Source organism: Kaistella polysaccharea (assembly GCF_020410745.1).
In the GTDB taxonomy this organism is placed as follows: Bacteria; Bacteroidota; Bacteroidia; order Flavobacteriales; family Weeksellaceae; genus Kaistella; species Kaistella polysaccharea.
Window position 1 is genome coordinate 1,240,928 of sequence record NZ_CP084528.1, and the last position, 24,828, is coordinate 1,265,755.

The window sequence follows — 24,828 nt, forward strand, 5'->3', positions numbered from 1 at the left end:
CCATACTATTTGATCACATTACTTTTTCTATTTAATTGCACAAAGGAGCCGGTTGTTGATTATACCGATTCATTAACAAAAGATTCCATCACTATTTCTGCGGAACCCACGATTAATAAAAATAGTGAAGACTTTATTTTAAAGGATTTTAACGACAAGGTTTTAAAAAGTTTGAAAGAAAAAGATTATAATCAATTTGCCACTTTCATTCATCCCGAAAAGGGGATTTCGTTTTCGATGTACGGGTTCATCAATCCAAAAAAAGACAAACATTTCACGCCTGCCGAATTTAAAAAATATATTTCAACTGATATCAAATTTACATGGGGCGAAAAAGATGGAACCGGGGATTTACTTCAAATGTCGCTCAAAAATTATCTGGAAAAATGGGTCTTTGTGAAAGATTTTACGCAAGGTGAGTTTTCTTTAAACGAAATTAAACACAGCGGAAATACCATTAATAACCTCAAAGAAGTTTATCCAAATTCGATCTTTACCGAAAATTATTTAAAAGGCACGAAAGAATATGCTGAAATGGATTGGAATTCACTGAAACTGGTTTTTCAGGAATATAAAGGAAAATTATTTCTGGTCGGTATCATTAATAATCAGTGGACGATTTGATTCTGAACTAACCAAAATTACATTTACCTTTGCTCAAATTAAAATAAATGAAGACCATTTTACAAAATTATTCCGGAATTATTTTGCTTTTGGGCGGCATTATCATCGGAAGTTTCATTGGAATTTTTTCTCCAGATTTCGTCATTTATTTAAAACCACTTGGTGATATTTTCCTGAATTTATTATTTGTAAGCGTGGTTCCGCTCGTTTATTTTGCGGTGGCAAATTCCATTGCAAGTGTCGAAAAAGAAGGCAAATTTGGAAAAATTATTTTCTCCATGATTTTTACCTTTCTACTTTTTATTATAATTGCTGCACTTTTTACCATTTTAGTGGTCTATTTATTTCCCACCGAAGCCTTGCCTTCCACTTCTCAAGATATCATTGAAAGTAATGTAGATGAAAGTTGGGGAGACCGAATTGTAAGTTTTTTCACCGTGGGCGAATTCACCCAATTATTTTCCCGCAAAAACATGCTTGCTTTATTAATTTTCGCATTTTTAACAGGAACCGCAACTAGAAAAGCTGGTGCAGCTGGAGAAAATTTCCGAAATTTTTTAAGCTCAGGCTATGAAGTCATGAAAGAACTTTTACTGCTCGTTATGAAAGTGGCGCCAATTGGTTTAGGTGCTTATTTCGCGTATCAGGTTGCGACAGTTGGACCACAACTTTTCGGATTTTATGCGAAACCACTCGGGATTTACTACGCTTCAGGAATCGTTTATTTCTTTTTATTTTTCACCATTTATGCATTTGTAGCGAATGGAAAAGCCGGTGCTAAAAGTTTCTGGACGAACAATATTTATCCCAGTTTGACGGCAATTTCTACGTGTAGCAGTTTCGCGACGATGCCTGCAAATTTACAAGCGGCCGCAAAAATTGGTGTTCCAGATGCAATTGCAAATATTGTAATTCCGATCGGCAGTACGCTTCACAAAAATGGTTCATCTATGTCTTCCATTATTAAAATTTACGTGGCATTTTTAATTATCGGAAAAGATTTTTTCGATCCGATGAACTTATTGTTAGCTTTAGGAATCACCATTTTTGTAAGTATTGTTGCGGGCGGAATTCCAAACGGAGGTTATATCGGAGAAATGTTGATGATTTCTGTTTATCAATTACCACAAGAAGCAATTCCAGCGGTAATGATTATCGGTACTTTGGTTGATCCTTTAGCAACAGTTCTAAATTCAACAGGAGACACGGTTGCCGCAATGTTTGTGACGAAGATTTCTGGGGAAAGATTTGAAGCACCGAAAGAATTTGCACCTTGAATAAAAACAAAAAAGATTGCTTCTTTCGAAACAATCTTTTCTTAATTTATCAATTCTACATCATACAAAAGAAACTTATTTATAAGCGTCAATCGTTTTGTTAATTAAATCAATCTGCGCATTAATTGTTGTGCTTGAAGGATTAGCTTTCAAAACCTGCATTTTTTTTGCAAGTCCCTCTTGCAAAATCTTTACAATCATCATTTTTGCTTGTGGATTGCTCCCAATTTGACCTTTGACCTGAGTTAAAACTTTCGTTAGGTTTTCGGTTGCTTTCAAATTATCAGAACTCATGATCCAATTAAAACCGTCTTCTGCTGCCGCTCCCAGCTCCGGATTCTGAAATTTCAAAAACGGATAGAATGCAGCCGTGGACGCAATTGCGGGCATTTGCTTTACGATTTTATTTTTTACAATCGTCGGCAAAAGCTCGGCGATTAAATCATCACCGGAATTTTCCAAATCAATTTTATCTGCTAAGGCTTCTACTCTCGACGGATCGATCGCCACAATAGCTGAAAGCGAATTTGCCTTTACAGCATTTGAAACCGCATTCATTCCTTTCTCGAAAAGTGGAAGGTATTTTTTATCCTTCATTTTTGCTAAAGCAGAAATAGCTGCTCCCTGAACCAGCGTTTTCGGATCTGAAGAAGCCATTTTTTCAACTTCCGACAGTACAGATTTTGCTTGATCAGCTTTGGTTAAATCTAAACCACTGAGCGCCTTCATTCTGATTCTGAAATTAGAATCTTTTAAAGCAGCTGTTAATGTTTTCAAAGCAGCAGGATTCTTGGCCACATTCTCTGTAGCGTTATCCACGGCCTTATATCGGCTTAAAAATTCTTTAGAATTCTGATATTGCATTAAAAATTGTTCCGGCGTTTTATTATCTGTAAATTCTCCGACAATTATTCCATCTGCATTAATGTTGATAAAGTCTGGAGTTTTCGAAACATTGAATGTAAATTCATTTTTTTCTTTGGCGCTTACCCACACATTTTTGCGGGATGGTTTGCCGTTATCATACACATCAATCGCCAACGGAAATTGAAAACTTGGGCCAAGTTGCGTTTGATTAATGCTTACCGTAACCTGTTTTTTTATAGGTTCAAAATTCGTAGTGTAGGAAACTTTGGGATGTCCGCTGCCAAAATACCATTGGTTAAAGAACCAATTCAGGTCTTTCCCGGAAACTTTTTCTAAAGACAATCTCAGTTGATGCGCTTCGCCGGTTCCGTATTCGTTGGTTTTTAAGTAATCCGTTAATCCATTGAAAAACGCGTCATCACCCAAATAATTCCGTAACATGTGTAAAATCGCACCTCCTTTATTGTAGGAAACACCATCAAACATATCTTCACGGTTATGATAATTGAAACGTACTAAATCTTTTGTCGGATTTGATGGATCCATGAAATAGCCCTGCAAAGCTTTCATCATTCCATAATCCGCGAAGTCTTTTCCGTACTTATTTTCATTCCAGAGATATTCGGAATAATTTGCAAAAGATTCATTAACTGTAAGATTACTCCAACTTTCGGCCGTTACCAAATCGCCAAACCAATGATGGAATAACTCGTGAGAAATTACATCTTCCCATTTATTTTCATCGATGAGATCGCCAGGTTTTTGCTGTGCAGATTCCTGGTGGAGAACCGCTGTTGTATTTTCCATCGCGCCGGAAACATAATCTATACCTGTAATTTGTGCATATTTTGACCACGGATAATCGTAGTTCAGTCTTTTAGAAAAGAATTCTATCATTTCTGGTGTATTGCCAAAAATCTGCTTTGCGTAGGGTTCATATTCCTTTTCAACATAATAATCAACGTCGATATTTCTCCATTTATCTTTTACGATGGCATAATCTCCTACACCCATAAAAAATAAATAGGGCGCATGTTTTTTATCCATCACCCAATAATCGGTGCGTAAACCGTTGCTTTCTTTTGTAGAAGATTTCATGAGGCCGTTTGATAAAGTCACATATTTATCGGGAACGGTCATATAAATTTCCTGCGTAGTTTTTTGGTTTGTTTTATCAATGGTTGGAAACCAGGCAGAGCTTGATTCGGTTTCTCCTTGCGTCCAGATTTGAGTAGGTTTATCCGCTTCCTTTCCCTGAGCGTTGATAAAATACAATCCTTTTGCATCAGAAATTGCTGCGCTTCCTTTTGTTTTTACTTCATTTGGCCGCGCCGTATATTTAATGTAGACCGTATAATCCTGATTTCTGTTGTAGATTTTATCAAGGTTAATTTTGAGCATATCGTCTTTATACTCAAATTTTAAGGGGCTTTGAGAACCGTTTTTATCTAAAGCTACTTCATGAATCAACATTGCCTTCGCATTTAAAACCAAAGAATCTGTTGGATAAAAATAAGGCGCTGCCGTAAGCCATTCTTCACCACTCATCTGCTCTTTTTGATAATCAAACTTTACCTTAAGTTTGGTATGCTTAAGTTCGGTCATTTTGGTGTGCGACGCGTGGTAGATTTCTGTTCTGCCGGAAGTTTCAGTTTGGGCAAAAACATTTCCGGAGAATAAAATCCCCAGCAAACTAATGGAAATAATTAGTTTTTTCATTTATTAAGTAAGTATTTTATTTAAGAATAATGATTAAAAAATTTAAGATTTTTTATTCACAAAGGTTTCAAATAAATCATTCACAAACGATTCATAGTCGCCACTTTTTAACTGTTCCTTGCTTTTGTTAACCGCCTTTTTTAAATCGCTTTCATCATTTTCATGATTGATGAGTTCCACAGATTTAATGCCTTTAATTTGAATTAAAAGCTCGGTCAATTTGCCGAGATCTGCATTTTCTTCAAGGTTAATTTTTAATGATTTCATTGAATAATTGGTCTATGTTTTAAGGGAAAAGTTACAAAAAAAGTGAAGTCTAAAAACTTCACTTATAATAATTATCTAATTGCAATATCAACGGCTGTTCTAAGCAATAGATTGCAGCCAGACAGGAAATGATCCCGATGTAAAATCGTGACGGAGTTGAAGGCGGATTAAGCAGCCCAAAAAAATATAAATTTGAACATTAGATCGCAACCGGCGCTTTAATTCCGGGATCCGGTAAATAATTTTCTAAAGTAAAATCTTCAAAATCGAAATCGAAAATATCTTTAATTTCCGGATTCAGTTTCATCGTTGGTAAAGGTTTCGGTGTTCGCGAAAGCTGTTTGTTGACTTGCTCAAAATGATTATTATAAATATGAACATCGCCGAAAGTATGTACATAATCTCCAACTTCCAAATCACAAACTTGCGCAACCATCATCAACAGCAAAGCATAACTTGCAATATTAAAAGGAACTCCCAAAAACACATCTGCACTTCTTTGATATAATTGAAGAGATAATTTTCCCTCAGCAACATAAAACTGAAATAGAGCGTGACAAGGTGCCAAAGCCATGTTCGGGATTTCCGAAACATTCCAGGCGGAAACAATTAATCTTCTGGAATCCGGATTTTTTTTAATTTGGTCAATGACTTCTGTAATCTGATCGACCACTTTTCCGTTTGCTCCGGTCCAACTTCTCCACTGCGCGCCGTAAACAGGACCGAGATCTCCGTTTTCATCCGCCCATTCATTCCAGATTGAAACCCCATTATCATTCAAATATTTAATATTGGTATCACCTTTTAAGAACCAAAGCAATTCATAAATAATCGATTTTAAATGAACTTTCTTGGTCGTAACCAAGGGAAAACCTTCAGACAAATCGTAACGCAACTGATAACCAAAAATACTTCTGGTTCCGGTTCCTGTTCGGTCGGTTTTGTCGGTTCCTTTATCTAAAATATGTTGAAGTAAGTCGAGGTAATTTTGCATGATTTAAAATGAGTAAGGAGTAATTAGCGATGAGTATTATGGAAAATTTATTTAATGATTTACAAAAATAGGAATTTTCACCACAGGTTCTGAATGATTTGTTTGGTGTTATTAAATGAAATTTCTTCTCCTTTTTTCTTTCCAAATAAAGCTGTACCCAAAGGACTTTCGGTAGAAATAACGAAAATTTTCTTTTTATCAGAAACGATTTCGCCCAAGGAAACTGCGATATAAAACAAACCTTTATTCGTTTCGACCAAACTTCCTAAACCGATGATTTGGTGCGGATTGGCATTAATGAATTTCAAAGAATTTTTTGCTTTTACATTTTCGTTCAGCTGGATCTGCAAATTATTAATTTCCTGCTGTACCATTTCTCGGGAAGTTTCATATTTATCGCCCATGGAACTCTTCGTCTCATTGTTGGATGCACGAGTTTCGGCAATCATTTTTTCTAAATTTTGAATTTTTTCGGAAAGTTTAAATTGGATGATTTGTAAAATTTCTACTTTATTCATTTTTGCAAAAAACAGTTTAATTTCAATCTATTTTTCCATCACAGCATAACCGCCAATTGGCAAGTAGAAACTTTTATCTTTTCCAAAATCTTTCAGTGGTCCGCTGAAAACATTTTTAAAGCTTCCGGAAACCTGATCATCATTGATGGTAAATGAAACATTTTCTTTGGAAAAATTTAAAACCGTTAAAACCTCATCTTTTCCATTCTTACGCACGTAAGCAAAAATTTTATCATCTGCAGATGTTTTCAAAATATGAGTTGTCGCAGCAGGATCACCCCCACGAAGCGCGGGATTTTGTGATTTTAAGGTGAGTAAAGTTTTATAAAAATCTTGAAGTTCATATGTACCATTCCACGGAATTATATCTTTCTCGAAAAACTCCAGACGTTTTGTTTTCAAAGGCAATTCTTGCCCATTATAAATAAGTGGAACTCCATTCCAAGTCACTGAAAAGACCGCTAAAGGAAGGGCCAAATCACCGTATTTTTCGTATTCGGTGCCGTTCCAGGTATTTTCATCGTGATTGCTGGTAAACCAAGCGCGCATCGATGAATCACCGATGTCGGAATATCTGGCTAATAACGCTTTTAAGTCTGTAAACGATATTTTACCTTCATTATATTCCTGTGTTTTGTGCATCCAAGTCCAAACGTAACTGGCATCAAATACTTTCCCATATTCTGGATTATCGAGTTCGTCGAATTCACCTAAAAAGAACATGGGTTTCACTTTTTCAATTTCAGGTCTGGCTTGCTCCCAAAAATCAACTTCAACCCAACTTGCAAGATCACAACGGAATCCATCAATATTTGCTTCGCGCACCCAAAATTTCATCGCCTCGATCATGGCAACTCTCATCGCAGGATTTGAATAATCCAATTCTATAATATCATCCATTCCAGAGGCAATTTGAAAATCATTTGTTTTCGCATCTTTCAGATAATATTCAGGATGAGTTTTGGTCCAGACATGATCCCAACCCGTATGATTTGCCACCCAATCAATAATTACTTTGAAACCCATTTTATGCGCTTCATCAACCATATGCTTAAAATCGGCCATCGTTCCAAATTCCGGATTGATGGCGGTATAATCTTGCGCAGCATATTGGCTTCCTAAACTTCCTTTTTTATTTTTTTGGGCAATAGGAGTAATCGGCATAAACCACAAGGTCTTCACGCCCATCTCTTTCAGCCGCGGCATCTCTTTTTCGAAAGCGCGGAAAGTTCCTTCTGGCGTATACTGTCTGATGTTAACTTCGTAGATATTGGTGGTGTGTTTCCACTCACTTGGTAATTCCATTTTTGAGGTATTTTTTTGAGTCGTACAGGAAATCATTCCTACGCCAAGAATTGCTAAAAGAATAAGTCTTTTCATGGGTTAAGATTTAGGGCAAATGTAAAGTTTTTTAATTGAATTCTAAACAGATGAAGCAGGCGTTTTCTCGCTTTTGAACTGATAAATCATAAAACATTAATCTCAATTTTTCCCATAAAAAAACCCTGATTAGTTTCAGGGTTTTCAATGTATTTTAAATTTAATTCAAATCGTCATCAAAGTTGTCATCTGCAAAATTCTCCTCATCTTCATCGAAAGAGTCATCATCTTCATCCGCGAAACTTCCGGCGGCAAATTCTTCTTCAAAAGAACCGAATTCGTCTTCGGTTAAGGGAATAACTGAATTTTTCTTGCCTTTCGAAGCAGTTTTCGTGGGTGCTTTCAGCGGCATTTTTCCAAATCTGAAAACGGTGATCGGGTAATTTACTGCAGGTTTTTCATCGATAATTTCTACGAGTTCACAGAAAAACTCCCATAAATCCATAAATCCATATTGGAAATGAATCTTGTCGCCAGCTTTCTCGAAAACTTCCGTAATATAAACATCAGACATAGTTTCGCCTTCGCCATCGTCGCTCATGTCTTCCAACGGAACAGTTTTCACCACGATTCCCTCTTCATCCAGAATACTGAAAATAGACAAATCTTCGCCCATCAAGGAAAAAGCACTTTTAATCCCCAAATGAAGGTTCCAAAGTGTTTGCTTGCCTTTAATTTCTACGTCCCTGAAAATATCATCCTTGGCGTCTAAAATTATTCGGAGTTTATAGACCATTATTATCTTAAATTTTATAATTAATTTTTAGATTTCCTTTTCGGGTACAAATATAAAACAATTGAAATTCGGCAAAAAAGTTATTCACTTATTTTATTAAAAAAGTTTTTCATACATTTTGACCCTTCCTATATTTTCGGAAGAGAAAAACTGAATTTGGTACCTTCTAAATAAATACTATCCACCTTTATCGTTTCGTCGTGCGCTTCTAAAATGTGTTTCACGATCGCTAAACCAAGACCAGAACCGCCGTCATTTCTGTTACGGCTCGATTCTACCCGGAAAAACCTTTCGAATATACGCGGTAAAGTTTCTGGTTTTATACCCATTCCATTATCTTCAACGGTTACCTGAATTTTATTATTATGAATGACTGTTCTTACGGTAACCGTGGCTTTTTCCCGATTGGCGTAATTGATGGCATTTGTAATTAAATTCATTAAAACCTGCGATATTTTCTGTTTATCTGCCCTCACAAACATTTGACTGGTGGAAGTTTGCAAACTGATGCGGGTATCTTTTTTCTGTGCTTCCAAATCGAGTAAATCAATCATTTCGCGGATCAGTAAATTCACATCGAAACGACTTTTGTTTAGGGTGATTTCGCCACTTTCAAATTGGTTAATCATGTCTAAATCTTTCACGATGGTGAGGAGCCGCTCCACTGATTTATCAATTCGGTCCAGGTATTTATCACGAATCGCGAGATTTTCTATCGCACCTTCTGTCAGTGTATCCAAATAACCTTGAATGGTAAAAAGCGGGGTTTTGAGCTCGTGAGAAACATTGCCAATATATTCTTTCCGGTAGATTTCCATCTCCTTCATGGTATCGATTTCGGTGGTATTTTTCAGATTAAGATCGGAAAACCTTTTGCCCAGTTCTTGTAAATTTAGCTGATGATCTTCTTCTCCAAATTCCTCTGGCAAAATGGTTGATATTTTGCGAATCTGTCTCTTTCCATAAAAATTAAATAGAAAATCGACCACCAAATAATTAATAACAATCAGCAATAAAGTGCTAACTCCAACTGCCGACAAAAATTTGCTATTCGTGGTGATATATTCATCTTTAACCTCATCAAAAACAAAAACGAGCAGCAACATAGACGCCGTGAGGAATAAAGCCGCCAAAAATGTAAGTCTGTAAATTTTCATATCAATAAAAGGAGAAGTAAAGATAAATTGAGGAAACCAAAGTTAAACAACTAATTTATAACCAATTCCCTTTAAAGTTTGAATGGTGTTAATTCCCAGTTTTTCGCGCAATCTACGGATATGAACATCGATGGTTCTTTCGCCCACAACAACATCATTTCCCCAAACTTTTTCCAGAATTTCTTCACGTTTAAAAACTTTTTCGGTATTTGATGCGAGAAGATAAAGAAGATCGAATTCTTTTTTAGGCAATAAAAAATGCTGTCCATTTTTGGTCACTTTCACATTATCTTTATCGATGACCAAATCTCCGATGGTAAGAACTTTTGCATCGTTACTTACTTTTGAAGTCAGTTGTAAAAGAGCATTAATTTTCGAAATGAGAATTTTTGGTTTAATAATTTTGACCACATAATCATTAGCGCCAGCTTGAAAACCCGCTAACTGAGAAAATTCTTCGCTTCGGGCAGAAAGGAACACAATCAACGTATTTTGTAATTCTTTAATCTGACGTAATTCCTGACACGTTTCAATTCCATCTTTTTCGGGCATCATGACGTCCAGAAGAATTAAGTCGGGTATCAATTCTTTGGCTTTAATAAGTCCTTCGTTCCCATTATTCGCGGTTGTTACCAGATAACCTTCTTTTTCAAGATTATAGGAAATGATTTCTAAAATATCTTCTTCATCGTCGATTAAAAGAATTTTCTTTTGGTTCATTAGTTCTAATTTATCCTTTCAAAATTAATCAAATTAAAGGTTCCAAACAGTACTGCACAAAATGTTCATAATTAATTAATATGTGAGCATTTTTGTTAAACTAATCGTAAGATAAAATTAAAACTCCCGAAACACCATTTGACTTCTGAATTTCTTCCTTTGTCCCGAAAGAAATATAAAGAAAAAGAAGAAATGAAAATCAGAAAACTGAGTCTTGCCCTTGTCTTGTTGAATGCCTCTGCCACTTACCTGTACGCGCAGGTTTCCGTAAAGGATACTTTGAGTAAGGAAAAAAAAATTGAAGAAGTCATTATCAAAAGTTCCTCTAATAAAAAAACAGAAAGTGCACTTTTAATTGATCAAAAGAAAGCGATTATTCAAAAACAATCGATGGGTTCTGAAGAAATTTCCCGAAAAGGAATTTCAAATATTGAGCAGGCTTTGGTAAAAGTGACCGGAATCACCAGTGTTGAAGGACGAGGTTTATTTGTAAGAGGTTTAGAAGACCGTTACAATACCTTATTGATCAATGGTTTGGGTTCGCCTTCAAACAACCCGTTTCAGAAAATTATTGCGTTGAAACAATTCCCAACTGATGTGGTTGGAAAACTTAATATTTACAAAACTTTTAATTCTAATCTATACGCGGATTTTGCGGGAGCAACTTTCGATATTGAAACTCTGACATACGAAAAACCTTTTTCTAAAATTGAGTTTGGAATCGGAGTGAATACTTTGAGCACATTTAGAAATGATTTTAAAATTAATCCAAACGCTAATTCTATTGAAGGTTATGTTGGTTTAAATTCGAGGGATAAACAATTGCCAAATGAGATAAAAGGATATCGACCATCCAGTTATAATTTTAATGCAAATCAGTCCCGAAATTCTTTTGGTGAAGGCTGGAATGTAGATAATATAAAATCTTTACCGAATACGAGTTTGGGTTTTACGACGGCTCAGAAATTTAAAATCGGTGAAACTTCAAACTTAGGTTTTCTCTTTTCATTAAATCAAGGAAACCATTATGAATATAAAGATGGCGTAAAAAATCAATTTCGTTTAAATGGAAATTCAATTGATTATAACAACAACCTCAACCGAAAAGAATATACCTACGAAACCGAATCATCCGTATTATTAGGATTGGGTTTTAAAAATAAAGGCACTGCCATTAATTTAAATGGATTTTTTCTTCAAAACTCCGAGAACCTTATTCAGGATTATTTAGGATTTAGAAATGGAGAAACGAATAATCAGCAGTTCATCCGCGTAAATCAACAGGATATTTCAAGGTTTACAGATTTACAGTTAACTGCGTCACAGAAAATCAACGACAGACATTCCGTAAAAGCAGGCGCAAGTTGGGTGAACAATTTCTATCAGCAACCGGACCGTAAAATCATGTACGGACAACCTGGTGAAGGCAACGATATTAATTTATCTTTTGGTGGAAACAATTTACTTCGTCAATATTTGGACGTAAATGGTAAAAACTACTTTTCTGCCTTTGCGGAATATGCTGTAAACCTTGGTGAAAAAGGCGATAAAAAAGATTATCCGTGGCAATTGGCGATTGGTTATAATGGTTTTGCAGATATTCGAAATACATCTTACCGATTTATTTACTCTGTTTTAAATGATCCTTCACAATCACAAGTTACGGTAGACAGAGATGCGCCACAAGCGATTTTTGATCAGTCGATTTTAAATGGAACTTACCATTATCGTGAAGGTTCCACGTCGGAATACAAAAACAATTTGTATCAGTTTGTGAATGCGGGCTACCTAAACATTAATTATAAGCCATCGGAATTGTGGGATATTTTAATTGGCGGAAGAGTTGAAAACAATATCAACATCACGCGATACAAACGAATCAGTGTTGGAGTTAATGACGATTTTGATAATATCACCAAAAACCAATATTATATTCTTCCCTCTTTATCGGTTAAGCGTGCTTTGAATGAAAAATCAAACATTCGTTTTGCAGCCAGCAAAACGATTACAAGACCGATCCTTATTGAATATATGCCAATCACTTATATCAATCCCGATAACGAAAACATCTTCGGAAATAAAGATTTGAGCAACAGTGAAAATTATAATATTGATCTGAAATACGAATTGTTCCCAAGCAATAAAGAAATGTTTGCGGTTAACCTTTTTGCAAAGAAAATTGACAATGCAATTGAACGTTCTTACATCGCTTCCGGAAATTCAAACGGACAAACGATTACCTTCTTTAATGCTAAAACCGCAACATTGGCGGGTGTTGAACTGGAAGGAATACTTTCATTGAGCAGAATTAGCGAATCTCTATCAAGGTTTACTTTAGGCGCCAATACAACGATTATGTATTCTGATGTAGAACGCAGCGCAGACCAGAGTAAAGAAACCGATGTGGAAGCCAATAGAAAACGTGCTTTGCAAGGCGCAGCGCCCTGGACGGTGAATGCAGACTTGAAATACGAATACAAAAACAGTCAAAATCTAACCAAAACTTATTCTCTCGTTTACAATGTTTCCGGGAAGAAGATTTATGGCGTTGGCTTCTCCCAACTAGACAACATTTTCGAAATGCCTTTTCATCAGCTGGATTTCGTGTACAATAACCAAATAAGTAAAAACTGGAACGTAAAACTGACCATTCAAAATTTATTGAATTCAGAATATCAACTGAAATTGGGCGACAACAGTTTGGCGCAGGTTCAGGAAAGTTCGCTATTGATGGAAAATTATAAAAAAGGAACTTCATTTAATATGACCGTTGGTTATACTTTCTAACTCAAATTTAAATCTCATAAAAAAGTAAAAAAGAAATGAAAAAAAACATTTTAACTTTAGTATCGCTGGCCTTGGTTTTATCGGTTACCTCTTGTACGGTAGACATTCGTGAAGATAATGACATGCCAACAAACACAGGCGGAAATCAACAAACGACCGGAAATGTGATGGATGGTTCCGGAACTTTAACGGGAGAAATTTCAAAAGACCTTTTGATAAAAAAAGGAAATTATATTCTAAAAGGTATTGTTAAAGTAGTCTCCGGAGCAACACTTACGATTGAACCGGGCGCTACGTTTACCGCAACGACAAGCGATGTAAGCGGACTAGTTATCTTAAAAGGCGCAAAAATTAATGCAGTTGGAACTGCTGATTCACCCATTGTTTTCACCTCTGATAACAAAACTCCTGGAGATTGGGGCGGTGTAACTTTGTATGGTGATGCACCGATTAAAGCCTTAAACGGCGCAACAACCGCACTCTCTGAAGATGGTAACAATCAGTATTACGGTGGCTCTGATGCGAATTCAAACTCCGGAACCATGAAATTCGTAAGAGTGGAATATGGAGGACGGAAAATTGGAGACGGAACTTCTGAAACCAACTCGATGACTTTCTACGCAGTTGGTGCCGGCACGACTTTAGAAAACTTAGTCGCTTATAAAGGAACCGATGACGGTTATGAATTTTTCGGTGGAACGGTAAGTGCTAAAAATCTAATTTCTTACGGAAATTACGATGATGCTTTTGACTGGCAGGATTCCTGGAGCGGACAAAACAATTCGAACTGGTTTGCTTACCAAACGGGAATTGGTAATTTCGGGATGGAAATCGAAGCCTCTTCAAACGCAGATAATATCGCACCTAAAGTGAGCAATATTACTTTGATGAGAGCCGCAGGAACGTTACCTGAAGTTTCAGGTTCTGCTGAAGTTTCAGCCATTCAGTTTAAAAAACAGGGAACCGGAATTTTCTCCAATGTTTATATCGACGGGTACAAAAATACGGGTGGGAAAAATGCCTTTGCAATTTTGATCCAGGATTTAGCCACGGAAACGAGTCAATTGGCAACCGGTAAAATTAAAGTTGAACCGATATTTACAACAGCCAACAACGATAATCAATTAAAATTTGGATACGGCTTCACCTCAACAAATCCATTAACCTACACCAATGCTGCAACGGTAACCAAAGTTTCTCTGGTTGGCGGCGCGTGGGCAACTGTAAACGGCCAAAACTTAATCGCGCCACTTCAATAAATTCTTCATTTTTTCCATATCAAATTAAAGGGCTTTTCAATATTTTTGAAAAGCCCTTTTTTTATTCTGTATCCTCGTCTTCATACTGTTCCAGATAATACGCAAACGAAAAATCTTCAAGTTCCTCATCCGCATCTTCTAAAGTCGTGAGCAAATCTTCGAAATCTTCGAGTTGTTCCACGCTCATATTGACGAATTCGATATGTAAAGGAAGTTCTACAAATCCCGTAATCGAATCGTAAAGTGCGTCTAGATTATCGCCAAAGGTTTCGGGCAGTTTTAATTTTTCTTTTAACTGATCGAAGAAATCTTCCATATCTCCGATTTCTGTAAAGTCTATATATACGGTGTTCATATTTTTAGGTTGTGGATTTTAGTTTTCAGGTTTTAGTTCTAAAGTTTATTGATATAAAGTGAAAATCTTTTTTTAACGCAAAGACGCAAAGTTTTTTCTATTTTATTTATAAAAAATTATGATCGCAAATCAAATATTAATCGATTCCATCAAAATCAATAAATAAATGAGATAAAGGCGCTTCGCTTAGCAAAGGGAAACACACCAGCATTTCACTTGGCTCTTTTTACTTTTTACTTTTTACTTGGCTCTTATCTTACTGCTTTTCAAAACTCATATAATGATTCTTCGTCAGCCAAACTTCTCCATTTTTTGTGAAAACGATTCGGTCTGCATTTCGGTTTCCGCAGTTGTAATTGACGTCGGCTTCGAAATATTTATTTCCGGAAGGAAGGGTTTTTTCTCGGTTACTGAAATTATCACCGCCAATCGCTCTTCCTGGCAGAACGTCACAAAGATTTCCTTTTGAGGCAATCCAACCCTGTTTTCGTGCTTCGCCTTTGGTGATATAATAATCCGGAAGTCGGTGATTGCTCTTCACATAATCAATGACGGTATTTTCATTGGTCAGTTCATCAATATTTCCTGAGAAATTTGGTGATCTTGAAGTTTTATTTTCTTTAAAGTTTTCATTTCTATTTTCATTAATTGAAACCTCCGAATTGATGACGTCTTTATTTTTCTTTTCAATGCGGTAATTGTTGATAAAATACATCGCCAGAAATGCCGTGAGCAGTCCGATGATGAAAAATAAGAAGAGTTTTATGTTTTGATTGTTCATATGATGCAAATGTTACTTCTTGTTTTAGATAGCGTTCCTCCGGAACGCGACTTTATTTATTAATTGCTACAGAGATACCGTTCCTACGGAACGCTTTTAAATCTCCAATCAATTACGCCAATCTTCCGGAATATCGCAAACCGGAATGGGTTGAATTTTATGCTGCGCCGCACGATTCATTCTTTGGAAAATTTTGAAAACTTCTAAATCACGTCCTGAATAATCTGCTTCTGTTTTCGTTCCCCACTCTTTTTGGATTTTCTCCAGCTCCGGATACGTTGCGCCAATCTGCTGTTCATCGGTTCGGGCTTCGTCCCACAATCCATCTGCCGGAATGGCATTTTGAATGGATTCTACAAGATCTAATGATTTTGCCAAAGCGTAAACTTCTGTTTTGTACAAGTCTGCAATCGGCGAAACATCTACTCCACCATCGCCGTATTTGGTGAAAAAACCGACACCGAAATCTTCTACTTTATTTCCGGTTCCGCAAACGAGAAGACTGTTGATTTGTCCGTAATAATACAAAGTCAACATTCTTAAACGGCTTCTGGTATTGGCAAACGCCAGTTTCTCCGCCGGAAAGTCTTCATCTTTAACATCAAACGTTTTATACAATTCTTCAAATGCGGGAGTCAAATTAACGGAAATCGCTTCTACATTTGAGAACCGTTTTTTCAAATGTTCCATATGTTCCCAGGCACGATTTACTTCATCCTGATTCTGGCGGATCGGCATTTCAATGAGCAAAGTTTTTAAACCTGTCATTGCACAAAGCGTAGAAACGACCCCGGAATCAACTCCACCGGAAACTCCGACGACATATCCTTTGACATGTGCTTTTTCAGCGTAATCTTTGAGCCAAGAAACTATTTTATCTGTTATTTTATCTGTTTGCATTGCTTAATTTTAAAGATAAAGGTTCGTATTTAGAAAAGGATAATCCCTAAAAATTTCCTTATTTTTGCAATCCTAAATACGATGTAAAAATAATGAAGTTTTTTAAATATCTCTTTTTTTCTGCACTATTCCTCATGAGTAGCAATTCATGTCAGAAAAATAATACAAACCGGTGGGAAATCGACGTGAAAGATACTGCTCAAAAGGTAGATATTACTGATATCTCTAAAGAGTTCTATGATTCTTCAGTGCCGCTGGAAACATTTATCCAGAAATATCCTTGGTTTCAGGGAACCGTGCCGAATGACGAATTTGCTTTACGCCGAAATGATACTGAAGAATCAAAAATTTATAAGGAAGCCATTTCTAAAATTGACGTAACCAAACTTCAATCAAATTTAAGTCAGCTTTTTGCGCACATTAAATATTACTTCCCTGATTTTGTAAACCCTAAAGTTTTTCTTTATTCATCGGCACTGCAAGGTGCACTAGAACCTGTTTTTTATAAACCTCAAGAAAATTTATTGTTTATCGATGTGACAGGTTTTATGGGTGATAATAATCCCAATTATAAAGGAATGGAAAATTATTTCCAGAAAAGTATGAATCCCCAAAATATACTGGCAAAAGTTTCAGTTGTTTTTGCAGAATTATTTGTTCCGATCACTGGAGATCAGCAGAAATTTATAGATCAAATCGTTTATGAAGGGAAAATTATGATTTTGCAAGATACATTCTTGCCTTCAGAGCCGGATTTTTTAAAAATGAATTATACACCCGCGCAATATGACTGGGCAAAAGCGAATGAAGCCAACGTCTGGAATTATTTCGTAGAAAACAACCTTATTTTCAGTGATGATACGCGACTTCCGGAACGATTTATCAAGCCTGGCCCATTTTCTAAATTTTATACTGAAATTGATAATGAATCCTCGCCGCAAATTGGAATATTTACCGGCTGGCAAATTTGTAAAAAATTCTTCGTAGAAAATCCCAAAACAAAACTACAGGATTTCCTCAAAATGAACGCACAGGAAATCTTTAATCAAAGTAATTACAAACCAAAAAATTAATGAGAAAGACGCAAATTACAATAGATATCGAACTTGATGACAACCAGGTTCCAGAAAAAATGACGTGGAATGCTGAAGATGGCGGTATTGAAAAACAAGATACTAAAGCAACCATGATTTCGGTGTGGGACGACAAAAAAAAGGAAGCTTTGCGAATTGATCTCTGGACGAAAGAAATGCCCGTTGATCAGATGAAAATGTTTCTTCATCAAATTTTAATTTCGCTCAGCAGCACTTACGAAAGGGCAACTGGTGAAGAAGATGTCGCCCAATGGATGGAAGATATGGCGGAAGAATTTGCCCAGAAATCTGCAATAAAAATGTAAATTCTTATCGCTTTTATTTATCATCTTTAATTAAATATTAAAAAAAATGAACTTCAATACAAAAGTAATTCACGGTGGCCAACACCACGAATCAGCAACAGGATCAGTAAATGTACCGGTATTTTTAACCTCAACATTTGCACAAAAATCACCCGGAATTCATTCAGGGTACGAATATTCTCGGGCTGCAAACCCGACAAGACAAGCTTTGGAAGACAGTTTAGCTTCTATTGAAAATGGCGCGCGAGGTTTGGCTTTCGGGTCTGGATTGGCTGCAATCGATTGTGTCTTGAAATTATTAAATCCTGGTGATGAAATTATTTCTGTAGACGACTTATATGGTGGGAGTTACAGAATGTTCACAAAATTATTTGAAAAGTACCAATTGAAATTTACTTTCGTTAATTTTGATGATGTTTCAAAAATCGCAGATGTAATCACCGATAAAACCAAATTGATCTGGTTAGAAACTCCGACCAATCCATTAATGAAGTTAGTGGACATCAAAGCAGTAACTGATCTGGTGAAAGGAAAAGATATTTTGGTTGCCGTTGATAATACTTTTGCAACTCCGTATATTCAAAGACCAATTGATTTGGGAGCTGACATCGTGATGCATTCGGCTACAAAATATTTAGGCGGACATTCCGATGCGATTGCAGGTGCATTAGTTGCAAATACTGCTGAACTGGGAGAAAAATTACATTTTATTCAGTTTGCAAGTGGCGGAATCTTAGGACCACACGATTCTTATTTAGTTTTAAGAGGAATTAAAACTTTGGCTTTAAGAATGCAAAGACATTCCGAAAATGGGATCGCAGTTGCAAAATATTTAGAAAGTCATCCTGCGGTAGATAAAGTTTTTTATCCAGGATTAGCATCTCATCCGCAACATGAATTGGCGAAAAGACAAATGAAAGATTTCAGTGGAATGGTTTCTTTCACATTTAAATCAGGAAAAAAAGAAGATTCCATCAAGTTCTTGGAAAAAGTAAAAGTTTTCACTTTGGCTGAATCTTTAGGCGGTGTAGAATCTTTGGCGAATCATCCAGCATTAATGACGCACGCTTCAATTCCTGCAGAAAAAAGAGCAGAGTTAGGAATCACCGACGATCTGGTTCGCCTTAGCGTAGGGATTGAAGATAAAGAAGATTTGATCGCTGATTTGGAAAGGGCTTTTGCTTAAAATCCTTTTACAATTGCTTTACTATTTATAACCACAAAAGTCACAAAAGAGAAAGTAAAATATTTTGCTTTTTAAAGGTAAAATAAGATCAATCAATATCGTTTTTTACACTTTAAAAAGTATTTTATTTTAACTTAAATAAAAATTTTTGTGCCTTTTGTGGTTAAACTAAAACACTACCATGACAGAATTTCAAAAATATATTCAAAGATATCTGGATTTAATTCCAAGCGACAATTGGCTGGAAGAAATGAAACTTTCGGGAAATCAAACTTTGGAAATATATGAGCGACTTTCAGAAGAAGAATCCAATTTTGCTTACGCGGAAGGAAAATGGAGTTTGAAAATTCTGTTGCAACACCTCATCGATGCGGAACGTATTTTCGATTATCGTGCTCTCAGATTTGCCAGAAAAGATCAGGCAGAATTGGCCGGTTGGGATGAGGAATTGTACGCCAAAGAATGTGACCTCGAAAATGTATCTCTTAAAAATTTAATTTCAGAATTTGATAATTTGCGAAAATCAACGATTCATTTTTTTGAAAATCTAAATCAAGAACTTCTTTCTCAAACTGGAATTGCAAATAAGAATGAGATTTCTGTAGAAACGATCGGGAAATTAATTGTTGGTCATAATATTCACCACCTCAATATTATTAAAGAAAGGTATTTACCCATTCTTATTTAAAATTAAATATAGAAAAAAAATGAACTGTCCCTGCTGTTCCGGAAAATCGTACGAAGAATGTTGCAAACCTTTCCACCTCGGTCAGCGACATGCTCCAACTGCTGAAACTTTAATGCGTTCAAGATTCTCTGCTTTTGCTATACCTAATGGAGAATACTTAATGGAAACAACTTTACCCACAAAAAGAAAACTCCACAATAAAGAAGATTTACAGGAATGGGGAAAAATTAATCAATGGACAAAACTCGAAATTGTGAGTGCACCATCTGCTGATGAGGTAGAATTCAAAGCTTATTACACTGACGAGAAAGGTAAGCCACAAATTCATCATGAACTTTCTTTGTTTGAAAACTTGAATAATCGCTGGTATTATGTTTCCGGTGAATTTTTAGATTAGAAAATTTAGAATTTAACCATTAAGGTTGATGAAGTAATTAAGATCATTAAGATTTGCTTCGCACAATAAGTTTACAAGTAATTTCGCACTCTTTTGATACTTTAAGGTCACCTAACTGTTGTGCCTTTTGCGGTTACAAAAAACCTATTCTCTTAACCTTTCCTCCTTCTTTTTCTGCCTCAAAACATACAGATACAAACTTTCCACTTTAGTTCTTGCCCAATCGGTTTTTCGTAAAAATTTCAACGACGATTTAATACTCGGATTATCCGTAAAGCATTTGATATTAATCTGTTCACCCAGTTTTTCAAATCCATTATAATAGTCAACCAATTCTTCTAGAATCGCATCAAGGCGTTTTCCGTGTAAGGGATCTTTCGATTTCTGTTCCATAATTATTGGTAAAAATAACGATTTTACAATTTACAATTTGTAAAAAAACTTGTGCTTCTTTAACAAAAAAAATCAGGTTTAAAATCAGTAAAACTAGAAGTACAAATTAAAATCCTCTTTTTGTTTCTTACATTTGAGATATGAAAATTCTGCATACCGCCGATTGGCATTTGGGTAAACGTTTGGACCGTTTTTCACGCTTAGAAGAACAAATTTTAGTGATGGACGAAATCGTTCAGATTGCCGATGAACAGAATGTGGATGTTGTGTTGGTGGCCGGAGATTTATTCGATAATTTCAATCCGAGCGTTGAGGCGATTGAACTTTTTTATAGAACATTGAAACGTTTATCTCAGAATGGAAAACGCCCCGTAATCGCCATTTCCGGAAACCATGATTCTCCCTATTTAATTGATGCTCCGGATCCGTTGGCACGGGAATGTGGAATTATTTTAATCGGTCATCCGAAAGCAAAAGTAACTCCTTTTGAACTTGAAGATTTTGAAATTTCAAATTCAGTGGAAGGTATGATTGAATTAAAAATCAAAAACCTCGATTTCCCTATTCGAATTGTACATACCGCTTTTGCCAACGAGATCAGGTTAAAAGAATATTTCGGTGAAAATAAAGAAGACGCACTTAATCAGGTTTTGGCCGAAAACTGGGCAACTATTGCGGACGAATTCTGTGATGAAAATGGCGTCAATATTCTGATGACTCATTTGTATATGAATAAAAGAGGCGCACCCATTCTGGAAGAACCGGACGGTGAAAAACCCATTAAAATTGGAAATGCTGATTTGATTTATTCCGATACGATTCCGCCGCAAATTCAATATACGGCTCTAGGACATTTGCATGCTTTTCGAAATATTGGAACGACAGAAAAACCGGTTGTTTATTCGTCTTCGCCGCTGTGCTACAGTTTTAGTGAAGCCGGACAGACGAAATATGTTTCGATTATTGAAGCCAAACCGAATCAAAATATGTCTTACGAAAAGATCGCCTTGAAAAACGGGAAATCTTTGGTCCGTAAAACTTTTGATGAGGTTGAAAAAGCAATTGAATGGTTGTCTGAAAACCAGAATACTTTCGTCGAACTCACCTTAGAAAGTGAAACGTACTTAAAAGCGGAGGAACGAAAAATGATCAATAATGCGCATCACGGAATTGTGCACCTTATTCCGAAAGTTAAAAATCAGGAATCCACTCAAAAGCAATTGCATGATATCAATCTCAACCAAGATATTCAGAGTTTGTTTAAAGATTATTTTAAATCTAAAAACAACGCGCAGGAACCCAATGAAGACTTACTCAATTTGTTCAACGAAATTTTAAACCCATAAAAAATGATTCCTATTCAATTAACTTTAGAAGGTTTGTATTCTTATCAGGAGCGCCAAACAATCGATTTTACAACATTGACAGACGCCGGTTTATTTGGAATTTTCGGCTCCGTTGGTTCGGGTAAATCTTCAATCTTAGAAGCGATTACCTTTGCACTTTATGGCGAAACTGAAAGGCTGAATTCCCGCGACAAGCGTGCTTACAACATGATGAATCTGAAATCTAACCGGTCGTTTATCGCGTTTGATTTCATGAATTTTGAAAATAAAAAATTTAGGGCAACCCGAGAATTTAAGAGGAATTCTAAAAATTTCGAAGATGTAAAATCTCCAAATGTGATTTTATATGAATGGAAAGACGAGCACTGGATTCCGCTGGAAAGTTCCAGTACGGAAGAAATAATTGGATTGAGTTACGCCAATTTCAAACGGACCATCATTATTCCACAAGGTCAGTTTAAAGAGTTCATCGAACTCGGTGCCACGGAACGAACCAATATGATGAAGGAAATTTTTGGCCTTCATCGTTTTGATTTGCAAAATAATGTTGCCGCATTAAACACTAAAAATAAATCTGAACTTGATCAGTTAGAAGGTGAATTAAAAGGTTTTGAAGAAGTAACTGAAGAACACATTTTAACTCAAACTGAAAAATTAAAACTGGAGAAAATTCATTTTAATGAAACTGAAAACAATTTTAAAAAAATTGATCAACATTATCAACAACTTAAAAATTTAAAAACAGACTTTCAAATTCTGAAACAGAAAAAAGAAGACTTCACAAAATTATCGGAGAGAAAATCCGCAATCGATGCTTTAGAGGTTAAAACCGAATTATTTGACCAGGTTTTTAGAATTTTCAATCCGTTGGTTTTAGAGAAAAATAAACTACAAAAAGAAATTTCAGCCCAGAAAAAAGAAAAAGAAAATCAGGACGAACTTTTAAAGAAAATTGAAATTGAAGTCAAGTCGCTCACTGAACAGTTAAAGTTAATTCTTCCAAAATATGAAGCATTAAATGAATCCAAAATTCAGGAAAATGATTTGAACTTAATTTTGCAAATGTTGCAGTTTTCGGAAGAAATAAAAACACTAAAAACTCGTACTAAAGATGGTTCAGAACAGGTAAAAAAAGTTGAGCAAAACATTAAAAACATTCAGCAAAATATTAAAGATCTTTCTGAGAGATCAGAGTTATTAAAAGGCCAAAAATTAGATTCGAATCTTTTGGTAACTGTTGGAAGTTGGTTTTCAGAAAACAAAAAACTGAAAGAAAATCTGGGAATTCAAACTAAAAAAACTGAAGAACTTCAAATCAAAATCAGTAATATCTCAATTGAATTAAAACCTTTTAAAATTAATGTTGAAACATTTAATGAAGATTTCAATGCAAAAAATAAAGCATTAGAAATTGTAAAAAAAGAACTTTCCGAAAAAAGAACGCATCTGGAAGTTCAACAAAAGTTAGCACATTTTTCAAGTGATTTGCACGATGGCGAATCCTGTCCGCTTTGTGGCGCTTTAGAACACCCGAATATTGTTGCTTTCGAAGATGTTGAATCTGAACTGCATTCAATTTTAAAACAAATTGAAAATGCGGAAAATCAACAGAAAGAACTTCAGAAGAATTTAGCTGAAATTGAGAAAATCCTTTATCGCAAAAAAACTTTTGAAGAACAGTTAAATGCGGAACAGGAAACACTCGGCCAAATAAAAATTCAACTTGATAAGCATCAGCAAAATTTTATCTGGAAAGAATTTAAAGCCGAAAATGAATCTGAATTTGAGCAGAAACGCCTACAGTCTTTTAGTATCGAAAAGCAAATTGAAGAATTAGGTCAATCCATTTCAAGCAAGCAGAAAGACCATGAGAAAGAGAGGGAAACCTTGGAAAAATACAGCAAAGTTTTGGAAGAATTTAAACTTAAAGAAGCACAAAAAGAAACGCAGATTAATTCTAATCTTTCTAATCTTAAAGTCTTAAACTGGAATGATTTTGAGGAAAAATCAATAAATGACGTCGAAGCATCTTTGCAGCAATTATCAAAACTTAATCTTGAAACAGAAAGGAATTACAAGCAGTTGGTTGAAAAGGAGAAGGAAATTTCGCCCAAGTTCGCTGCACAAAAAACAAGTGTCGATCATTTAGAAAAAAGAATTGGTGAATTAGAAAAAGAAAGTTCGGATAACGAAAAGCTTTTAAGTCAATCTTTAATAACTCAAAATTTTGTTGATTTCAAAGAGGTTGAACTCATTTTAGCGCAGGATATTAAGGTCACAGAATCCAGAAATCAAATTCAGAAATTCAGGATCGAATTTGAAACTTTAAAGAACAGTGTTGACGAATTGACTTCGAAACTGAAATGCTTTTCTTTTGATGAAGAAGAATTTACGAAGGTTGAAACTCAATTTCAAACTGCTGAACATCAATTAAAAATCGCAAACGACGCGGTCGTAAAAACAAATGCTGACCTCGAAAGACTGGAGAAAGAATTTAAGAAAAAAGAAACTTTATTAAAAAATTTAGCGAAACTTCAGAAACGGTCAGATGATCTGAAAGTGATGTTTAATCTTTTTAAAGGAGCAGGTTTTGTGCAGTTTGTCTCCTCTATTTATTTAAGACAATTGTGTGATCACGCCAATATTCGGTTTCATCGCATGACGAGAAATCAACTTAGTTTGCAACTGAATGAAAATAATGATTTTGAAATTATCGACTATCTGAATGAGGGAAAATGCCGAAGTGTAAAAACGCTTTCTGGCGGTCAAGCATTTCAGGTTTCGCTGAGTTTGGCTTTGGCGCTCGCCGAAAGTGTACAGTCAAATGCGAAGGCAGAAAAGAATTTTTTCTTTATCGATGAAGGTTTTGGAACGCAGGATTTGGAATCGGTGAACGTGGTTTTTGAAACATTAATCAATCTTCAGAAAGAGAACAGAATTGTGGGAATAATTTCCCACGTTGAGGAACTGAAAGAGAAAATGCCGGTTTCCCTGAATATTACAAAAGATGAGGAAAGGGGAAGTTTAATCGAAGTAATTTAATTTGAGGGCGGAGAAATCTTACGGAATAAAAAAATT

General features: G+C 35.6%; 23 protein-coding genes. 11 read left to right on the plus strand and 12 right to left on the minus strand.

Annotation, left to right across the window (positions count from 1 at the left end; genetic code table 11):
* Positions 1-9: 9 nt before the first annotated feature.
* Both LC814_RS05675 and LC814_RS05680 read left to right on the plus strand, forming a co-directional pair.
* A complete protein-coding gene (locus LC814_RS05675) occupies positions 10-624 on the plus strand; it encodes a hypothetical protein (RefSeq protein ID WP_226065621.1) in 615 nt (204 codons plus the stop codon).
* A gap of 47 nt (positions 625-671) precedes the next feature.
* Positions 672-1,901, plus strand: a complete 1,230-nt coding sequence (locus LC814_RS05680; RefSeq protein ID WP_226065623.1) for a dicarboxylate/amino acid:cation symporter — start codon at positions 672-674, stop codon at positions 1,899-1,901.
* Between the two features lie 75 nt (positions 1,902-1,976).
* Here the strand turns inward: LC814_RS05680 and LC814_RS05685 are convergent, their stop codons facing one another.
* From LC814_RS05685 to LC814_RS05720, 8 genes are all read right to left on the minus strand, one after another.
* Complete coding sequence (locus LC814_RS05685) at positions 1,977-4,487, minus strand: M1 family metallopeptidase (RefSeq protein WP_226065625.1); 2,511 nt, start codon at positions 4,485-4,487, stop codon at positions 1,977-1,979.
* 42 nt (positions 4,488-4,529) lie between these two features.
* Positions 4,530-4,754, minus strand: coding sequence for a hypothetical protein (locus LC814_RS05690; RefSeq protein WP_226065627.1), 225 nt, complete (start codon positions 4,752-4,754; stop codon positions 4,530-4,532).
* 199 nt (positions 4,755-4,953) lie between these two features.
* Positions 4,954-5,748, minus strand: a complete 795-nt coding sequence (locus tag LC814_RS05695; protein WP_226065629.1) for a thymidylate synthase — start codon at positions 5,746-5,748, stop codon at positions 4,954-4,956.
* Positions 5,749-5,825: 77 nt separating this feature from the next.
* Entirely contained in the window at positions 5,826-6,266 is a 441-nt protein-coding gene (locus tag LC814_RS05700; protein WP_226065630.1) for a GreA/GreB family elongation factor, read from the minus strand.
* 27 nt (positions 6,267-6,293) lie between these two features.
* Positions 6,294-7,646 (minus strand): alpha-amylase family glycosyl hydrolase, encoded by a 1,353-nt coding sequence (locus tag LC814_RS05705; protein ID WP_226065632.1) that lies wholly within the window; start codon positions 7,644-7,646, stop codon positions 6,294-6,296.
* A gap of 160 nt (positions 7,647-7,806) precedes the next feature.
* Entirely contained in the window at positions 7,807-8,382 is a 576-nt protein-coding gene (locus LC814_RS05710) for an IS1096 element passenger TnpR family protein (protein ID WP_226065634.1), read from the minus strand.
* A 128-nt stretch (positions 8,383-8,510) separates the two neighbouring features.
* Positions 8,511-9,539, minus strand: coding sequence for a sensor histidine kinase (locus tag LC814_RS05715; protein WP_226065636.1), 1,029 nt, complete (start codon positions 9,537-9,539; stop codon positions 8,511-8,513).
* Positions 9,540-9,581: 42 nt separating this feature from the next.
* Positions 9,582-10,259, minus strand: coding sequence for a response regulator transcription factor (locus tag LC814_RS05720; protein ID WP_226065638.1), 678 nt, complete (start codon positions 10,257-10,259; stop codon positions 9,582-9,584).
* A 192-nt stretch (positions 10,260-10,451) separates the two neighbouring features.
* Between LC814_RS05720 and LC814_RS05725 the strand changes: the two genes are divergently transcribed.
* Both LC814_RS05725 and LC814_RS05730 read left to right on the plus strand, forming a co-directional pair.
* The gene (locus LC814_RS05725; RefSeq protein ID WP_226065640.1) at positions 10,452-13,046 is read left to right on the plus strand and encodes a TonB-dependent receptor plug domain-containing protein; all 2,595 of its coding nucleotides are present in this window, start codon (positions 10,452-10,454) and stop codon (positions 13,044-13,046) included.
* 35 nt (positions 13,047-13,081) lie between these two features.
* Positions 13,082-14,305, plus strand: coding sequence for a beta-helix domain-containing protein (locus tag LC814_RS05730; RefSeq protein ID WP_226065641.1), 1,224 nt, complete (start codon positions 13,082-13,084; stop codon positions 14,303-14,305).
* A gap of 61 nt (positions 14,306-14,366) precedes the next feature.
* Here the strand turns inward: LC814_RS05730 and LC814_RS05735 are convergent, their stop codons facing one another.
* The 3 genes from LC814_RS05735 to nadE all read right to left on the minus strand — a co-directional run bounded on the left by LC814_RS05735 (position 14,367) and on the right by nadE (position 16,341).
* Positions 14,367-14,660 carry a barstar family protein gene (locus LC814_RS05735; protein WP_125023807.1) on the minus strand — a complete coding sequence of 98 codons (294 nt, stop codon included), beginning with the start codon at positions 14,658-14,660 and terminating at the stop codon, positions 14,367-14,369.
* A gap of 256 nt (positions 14,661-14,916) precedes the next feature.
* Positions 14,917-15,441, minus strand: coding sequence for a ribonuclease domain-containing protein (locus LC814_RS05740; RefSeq protein WP_226065644.1), 525 nt, complete (start codon positions 15,439-15,441; stop codon positions 14,917-14,919).
* A 108-nt stretch (positions 15,442-15,549) separates the two neighbouring features.
* Positions 15,550-16,341 carry an NAD(+) synthase gene (nadE, locus tag LC814_RS05745; RefSeq protein ID WP_226065645.1) on the minus strand — a complete coding sequence of 264 codons (792 nt, stop codon included), beginning with the start codon at positions 16,339-16,341 and terminating at the stop codon, positions 15,550-15,552.
* Positions 16,342-16,433: 92 nt separating this feature from the next.
* Between nadE and gldB the strand changes: the two genes are divergently transcribed.
* From gldB to LC814_RS05770, 5 genes are all read left to right on the plus strand, one after another.
* Positions 16,434-17,414 carry a gliding motility lipoprotein GldB gene (gldB, locus tag LC814_RS05750; protein WP_226065647.1) on the plus strand — a complete coding sequence of 327 codons (981 nt, stop codon included), beginning with the start codon at positions 16,434-16,436 and terminating at the stop codon, positions 17,412-17,414.
* On the plus strand, positions 17,414-17,740 hold the full coding sequence (gene gldC, locus LC814_RS05755; protein ID WP_226065649.1) for a gliding motility protein GldC: 327 nt from the start codon (positions 17,414-17,416) through the stop codon (positions 17,738-17,740). Before gldB ends, gldC begins: the two co-directional genes overlap by 1 nt.
* 46 nt (positions 17,741-17,786) lie before the next feature.
* Positions 17,787-18,926 carry a cystathionine gamma-synthase gene (locus LC814_RS05760; protein ID WP_226065651.1) on the plus strand — a complete coding sequence of 380 codons (1,140 nt, stop codon included), beginning with the start codon at positions 17,787-17,789 and terminating at the stop codon, positions 18,924-18,926.
* A 181-nt stretch (positions 18,927-19,107) separates the two neighbouring features.
* Positions 19,108-19,614 (plus strand): DinB family protein, encoded by a 507-nt coding sequence (locus LC814_RS05765; protein ID WP_226065653.1) that lies wholly within the window; start codon positions 19,108-19,110, stop codon positions 19,612-19,614.
* Positions 19,615-19,633: 19 nt separating this feature from the next.
* The gene (locus LC814_RS05770; protein WP_226065655.1) at positions 19,634-20,011 is read left to right on the plus strand and encodes a YchJ family protein; all 378 of its coding nucleotides are present in this window, start codon (positions 19,634-19,636) and stop codon (positions 20,009-20,011) included.
* Positions 20,012-20,155: 144 nt separating this feature from the next.
* On the opposite strand, the gene LC814_RS05775 is transcribed toward LC814_RS05770, so the two are convergent.
* Positions 20,156-20,404, minus strand: a complete 249-nt coding sequence (locus tag LC814_RS05775; RefSeq protein ID WP_226065657.1) for a VF530 family protein — start codon at positions 20,402-20,404, stop codon at positions 20,156-20,158.
* Positions 20,405-20,544: 140 nt separating this feature from the next.
* Between LC814_RS05775 and LC814_RS05780 the strand changes: the two genes are divergently transcribed.
* Both LC814_RS05780 and LC814_RS05785 read left to right on the plus strand, forming a co-directional pair.
* On the plus strand, positions 20,545-21,750 hold the full coding sequence (locus LC814_RS05780; protein WP_226065659.1) for a metallophosphoesterase family protein: 1,206 nt from the start codon (positions 20,545-20,547) through the stop codon (positions 21,748-21,750).
* 3 nt (positions 21,751-21,753) lie between these two features.
* Positions 21,754-24,792, plus strand: a complete 3,039-nt coding sequence (locus LC814_RS05785; RefSeq protein ID WP_226065661.1) for a sbcc family protein — start codon at positions 21,754-21,756, stop codon at positions 24,790-24,792.
* Positions 24,793-24,828: the final 36 nt, after the last annotated feature.

Bases quoted from the DNA above. Each gene is read 5' to 3' on its own strand.
- LC814_RS05680 (WP_226065623.1), top strand. From the start codon at position 672: ATGAAGACCATTTTACAAAATTATTCCGGAATTATTTTGCTTTTGGGC.
- LC814_RS05685 (WP_226065625.1), bottom strand. From the start codon at position 4,487: ATGAAAAAACTAATTATTTCCATTAGTTTGCTGGGGATTTTATTCTCC.
- LC814_RS05690 (WP_226065627.1), bottom strand. From the start codon at position 4,754: ATGAAATCATTAAAAATTAACCTTGAAGAAAATGCAGATCTCGGCAAA.
- LC814_RS05695 (WP_226065629.1), bottom strand. From the start codon at position 5,748: ATGCAAAATTACCTCGACTTACTTCAACATATTTTAGATAAAGGAACC.
- LC814_RS05700 (WP_226065630.1), bottom strand. From the start codon at position 6,266: ATGAATAAAGTAGAAATTTTACAAATCATCCAATTTAAACTTTCCGAA.
- LC814_RS05705 (WP_226065632.1), bottom strand. From the start codon at position 7,646: ATGAAAAGACTTATTCTTTTAGCAATTCTTGGCGTAGGAATGATTTCC.
- LC814_RS05710 (WP_226065634.1), bottom strand. From the start codon at position 8,382: ATGGTCTATAAACTCCGAATAATTTTAGACGCCAAGGATGATATTTTC.
- LC814_RS05715 (WP_226065636.1), bottom strand. From the start codon at position 9,539: ATGAAAATTTACAGACTTACATTTTTGGCGGCTTTATTCCTCACGGCG.
- LC814_RS05720 (WP_226065638.1), bottom strand. From the start codon at position 10,259: ATGAACCAAAAGAAAATTCTTTTAATCGACGATGAAGAAGATATTTTA.
- LC814_RS05725 (WP_226065640.1), top strand. From the start codon at position 10,452: ATGAAAATCAGAAAACTGAGTCTTGCCCTTGTCTTGTTGAATGCCTCT.
- LC814_RS05730 (WP_226065641.1), top strand. From the start codon at position 13,082: ATGAAAAAAAACATTTTAACTTTAGTATCGCTGGCCTTGGTTTTATCG.
- LC814_RS05735 (WP_125023807.1), bottom strand. From the start codon at position 14,660: ATGAACACCGTATATATAGACTTTACAGAAATCGGAGATATGGAAGAT.
- LC814_RS05740 (WP_226065644.1), bottom strand. From the start codon at position 15,441: ATGAACAATCAAAACATAAAACTCTTCTTATTTTTCATCATCGGACTG.
- nadE (WP_226065645.1), bottom strand. From the start codon at position 16,341: ATGCAAACAGATAAAATAACAGATAAAATAGTTTCTTGGCTCAAAGAT.
- gldB (WP_226065647.1), top strand. From the start codon at position 16,434: ATGAAGTTTTTTAAATATCTCTTTTTTTCTGCACTATTCCTCATGAGT.
- gldC (WP_226065649.1), top strand. From the start codon at position 17,414: ATGAGAAAGACGCAAATTACAATAGATATCGAACTTGATGACAACCAG.
- LC814_RS05760 (WP_226065651.1), top strand. From the start codon at position 17,787: ATGAACTTCAATACAAAAGTAATTCACGGTGGCCAACACCACGAATCA.
- LC814_RS05765 (WP_226065653.1), top strand. From the start codon at position 19,108: ATGACAGAATTTCAAAAATATATTCAAAGATATCTGGATTTAATTCCA.
- LC814_RS05770 (WP_226065655.1), top strand. From the start codon at position 19,634: ATGAACTGTCCCTGCTGTTCCGGAAAATCGTACGAAGAATGTTGCAAA.
- LC814_RS05775 (WP_226065657.1), bottom strand. From the start codon at position 20,404: ATGGAACAGAAATCGAAAGATCCCTTACACGGAAAACGCCTTGATGCG.
- LC814_RS05780 (WP_226065659.1), top strand. From the start codon at position 20,545: ATGAAAATTCTGCATACCGCCGATTGGCATTTGGGTAAACGTTTGGAC.
- LC814_RS05785 (WP_226065661.1), top strand. From the start codon at position 21,754: ATGATTCCTATTCAATTAACTTTAGAAGGTTTGTATTCTTATCAGGAG.